3 protein-coding genes are annotated in these 4,426 nt (G+C 63.6%); all 3 read right to left on the bottom strand.

The genetic code is table 11. The annotated features are described in order from the left end of the window. Window positions 1–2,855: aminomethyl-transferring glycine dehydrogenase (gcvP, locus tag ACR0FB_RS20585; RefSeq protein ID WP_171638645.1), on the bottom strand; the 2,855-nt coding region annotated here is incomplete at its 3' end. A 144-nt stretch (window positions 2,856–2,999) separates the two neighbouring features. After that, complete coding sequence (gcvH, locus tag ACR0FB_RS20590) at window positions 3,000–3,365, bottom strand: glycine cleavage system protein GcvH (RefSeq protein WP_171638644.1); 366 nt, start codon at window positions 3,363–3,365, stop codon at window positions 3,000–3,002. 17 nt (window positions 3,366–3,382) lie between these two features. Then, a partial coding sequence (gene gcvT / locus ACR0FB_RS20595; protein ID WP_480621760.1) for a glycine cleavage system aminomethyltransferase GcvT occupies window positions 3,383–4,426 on the bottom strand: 1,044 nt, incomplete at its 5' end.

A 4,426-nucleotide genomic window follows, 5' to 3' on the forward strand; every position in this document is an offset into this window, starting at 1 on the left:
TATTCCGCGGCGTCTGCGTATGCGTCCATTGGGGGGCATGTGCAGACGAGGTTTCTGTCACCGTATGCGTTGTCGACGCGGTTGACGGGGGACCAGTATTTGTCGACGCCCATGGAACCCGGCGGGAAGCAGGCTTGTTCGCGGGTGTAGGGGCGGTCCCAGTCGCCGACCAAATCGCGCACCGTGTGGGGGGCGTTTTTCAGCGGGTTGTTTTCCGCGTCGATCTTGCCGTCGATGATGTCCTGCGCTTCCGAGCGGATCGACAGCATGGCATCGCAGAAACGGTCCAGTTCGGCCATGGGTTCCGACTCCGTGGGTTCCACCATCAGGGTGCCGGCCACCGGCCAGCTCATCGTTGGCGCGTGGAAGCCTGAATCGATCAGGCGTTTGGCCACGTCATCGACGGTGACATGCGCCTCGGCGTCCAGGGGCCGGGTGTCGAGGATGCATTCATGCGCCACACGCCCCGTTTCCGAGGTATAGAGGATCGGATAGGCATCCTTGAGCCGCGCCGCGATGTAGTTGGCGTTCAGGATCGCCACCTTGGTCGCCTGGGTCAGACCCGCGCCGCCCATCAGCAGCACATAGGCCCAGCTGACCGGCAGAATGGACGGAGACCCGAAGGGCGCCGCCGAGACCGGGCCCACGGCGGTGCCGTATTCCGGGTGCCCGGGCAGGTGCTCGGCCAGATGCGCCTTGACGCCGATCGGACCCATGCCGGGGCCGCCGCCGCCATGCGGGATGCAGAAGGTCTTGTGCAGGTTCAGGTGGCTGACGTCGCCGCCAATGTCGCCGGGGCGCGACAGGCCCACCATGGCGTTCATGTTGGCGCCGTCGATATAGACCTGACCGCCGTGGTCATGGGTGATCTGGCAGACCTCCTGCACGGTGGTCTCGAACACACCATGAGTGGACGGGTAGGTGATCATGCAGGCGGCCAGATGATCCGAGTGCTTTTCCGCCTTGGCGCGGAAGTCGGCGACATCGATATTGCCCTTGTCATCCGCCTGCACCGGCACGACCTGCCAGCCCACCATCTGCGCCGAGGCCGGGTTGGTGCCATGGGCCGAGGTCGGGATCAGGCAGACATTGCGGTGCCCTTCGCCGCGCGCAAAGTGATAGTTGCGGATGGTCAGCAGGCCCGCATATTCGCCCTGCGCGCCCGAGTTGGGCTGCTGGGAGATCGCGTCATAGCCGGTGATCTGGCACAGCTTGTCGTTCAGATCGGCGATCATCTCGTGATAGCCCTGCGCCTGATCTTCGGGGCAGAACGGGTGCAGATTGCCGAACTCGGGCCAGGTGACCGGGATCATCTCGATCGTGGCGTTCAGCTTCATGGTGCAGGACCCCAGCGGGATCATCGCCCGGTCCAGCGCCAGGTCGCGGTCGGCCAGACGACGCATATAGCGGGTGATCTCGGCCTCGGCCCGGTTCTGGTGGAAGATCGGGTGGGTCAGATAGGCGCTTTCACGCAGCGCATAATCCGGCAGGCGGTATTGCTTGTTCGAGCTGTCATCCTTGCGGTCGATGCCGAAGGCGCCCCAGACCGCCTCGATCGTCTCGGGGCGGGTCTGTTCGTCCAGGCTGATGCCAACCTTGGTGTCGCCCACCTTGCGCAGGTTGACGCCGCGCGCCACGGCGGCCTCCATCACCGTCTTCTGCAGATGGCCGACCTCGACCGTGATCGTGTCGAAGAACACCTCGGGTTCGACCGAGAAGCCCGCCTCTTCCAGGCCGGCGGCCAGGCGCGAGGTCTTGCGGTGCACCGACTGGGCAATCGCCTTGATGCCGTCGGGGCCGTGATAGACCGCATACATCGAAGCAATCACCGCCAGCAGCGCCTGCGCGGTGCAGACGTTCGAGTTCGCCTTCTCGCGGCGGATGTGCTGCTCGCGGGTCTGCAACGACAGGCGGTAGGCCTTGTTGCCGCGGCTGTCGATGGACACACCGATGATCCGGCCCGGCATGGATCGCTTCAGCTTGTCGGTGGTGGCCATGTAGGCGGCGTGCGGGCCGCCATAGCCCATCGGCACACCAAAGCGCTGGGTCGAGCCGATGGCAATGTCCGCGCCCATCTCGCCCGGTGACTTCAGCAGCGCCAGCGACAGGATGTCGGCGGCGACGATGGCGATGGCCTTGTGTTCATGCAGCGCCGCGATCTCGGCGGTGAAGTCGCGCACATGGCCATAGGTGCCCGGATACTGGAAGATCGCGCCGAATACCGCGCCCGCGTCCAGCTGATCCGGGTCGGCGACCTGCACGTCGATGCCCAGAGGCTCGGCCCGGGTCTTGATCACCGCGATGGTCTGCGGGTGGCAGTTCTTGTCAACGAAGAAGGCCGCGTTGTTGGCCTTGGACCGGCCGCCGCGCTTGGCCATCGCCATGGCTTCGGCCGCCGCGGTGGCTTCGTCCAGAAGCGAGGCGTTGGCCACATCGAGCCCGGTCAGGTCGCTGACCATGGTCTGGAAGTTCAACAGTGCCTCAAGACGGCCCTGGCTGATCTCGGGCTGGTACGGCGTGTAGGCGGTGTACCAGGCCGGGTTTTCCAGGATGTTGCGCAGGATCGGCGCAGGCGTGGTGGTGCCGTAATAGCCCTGACCGATCAGCGAGGTCAGAACCTTGTTCTTCCCCGCCACCTGTTTCATGTGGAAAAGCGCATCGCGTTCCGTCATCGCCGGACCCCAGTCCAGCGGCTGTTTCTGCCGGATCGCCGGTGGGACGGTGGCGTCGATCAGCTCGTCCAGCGTCTTGAAGCCGATCACCTGCAGCATGTCGCGCATCTCGGTCGGGCTGGGACCGATATGGCGACGGTTGGCAAAATCATAGGCTTCGTAGTCGGTCAGTTTGAAGGCCATTGCAGCGCTCCCATGGATAGGTCAGGGCCGGCGGAGACTGCGGGAGCCTCCGGCGGGGATATTTCTTGCCAGATGAAGGGCGGGGCCCAAATTCGGCGGCATCAATTAATTCGATGGAGCCCCATGCCGGGACTCCGTTCGGGTTTACCCGATGAAGGCCTTGTAGCCGGCTTCGTCCATCAGATCCTCGAGCTGCGACGCGTCACTGATCTTGATCTTGTAGATCCAGGCCTCGCCCTCGGGGTCGTCGTTCAGCGCGCCGGGATTGTCGGCCAGCGCCTCGTTCACCTCGACGATCTCACCATCGACCGGAGCATAGAGTTCCGAGGCCGCTTTGACGGATTCGATCACACCGATCTCGCCGTCTTTCTCGAACTCGTCGCCCACTTCCTGCTGCTCGACAAACACCACCTCACCCAGCTGTTCAGCCGCGTGTTTGGTGATGCCCAGCGTGGCGGTGTCGCCTTCGACGCTCAGCCATTCATGTTCTTCGGAATAATAGGTTGCCATGCTTCTCTCTCCTGACTTCAACGCTTGTAATTCTGTTTGACGAAGGGCAGCGCCACGATCTGCGCCGGTTGCGCCTTGCCCCGGATGATCAGGTTCACCTTCTCGCCCGGCGCGCCATGGCCTTTGCTCACATAACCCATCGCAACCGGGCCGCCGACCGTGGGGCCAAAGCTGCCCGAGGTGATCTGACCGATGGTGTTACCCTCTAAGCATTGCACTTCCACGCCCTGACGCGCCGGCGCACGGCCGTCGGGCTTGATGCCCACCAGCTTGCGGGCTGCGCCCTCGGCCAGTTCGCGCTGGATACGCTCCGCCCCCGGAAAACCACCTTCTTCCTTGCGACGCTTCTGCATCGCCCAGCCGAGGCTGGCCTCGACCGGCGAGGTGCTCTGGTCGATGTCATTGCCATAGAGGCACAGCCCGGCCTCAAGCCGCAGGCTGTCGCGCGCGCCCAGACCCGCCGGTTCGCACTCCTCATGCGCCAGGAAGGCCCGTGTGATCTCGATCGCCTTATCCTCGGGGATCGAGATCTCGTACCCGTCCTCACCGGTATAGCCCAGGCGCGAGATACGGCATTCAACGCCGTTGATATCGGCCACGGTGGTTTCCATGAACTTCAGATCGCGGGCAGCGGGGCAGAGTTCCCCGACTACATCTTCGGCCTTGGGGCCTTGCACGGCCACCAGCGCGCGGTCGAAGATCTCGGTCACCTCAACCCCGTCCAGATTGTCGCGCATATGCGGAATGTCCTGATGGCGCAGCGCCGCGTTCACCACCACAAAGTAGTGATCCCCCGCATTCGACACGATCAAATCGTCCATGATCCCGCCTTCGGCATTGGTGAAGAACCCGTACCGCGCCTTGCCTTCCTTCAGCGTCGCATAGGCCTGCGGGCACAGAGCTTCCAGCTTCTCACCCACATTCTCACCGCGCAGGATCACCTGACCCATGTGAGACACATCAAACAACGCCGCCTTCTCACGGCACTGCTTATGCTCTCCCATGATCCCCAAAGGATACTGAACAGGCATCTCCCAACCCGCAAAATCAACCATCTTGCC

The sequence above is a fragment of the Ruegeria sp. P10 genome, from assembly GCF_056534925.1.

Bases quoted from the DNA above. Each gene is read 5' to 3' on its own strand.
- gcvH (WP_171638644.1), bottom strand. From the start codon at position 3,365: ATGGCAACCTATTATTCCGAAGAACATGAATGGCTGAGCGTCGAAGGC.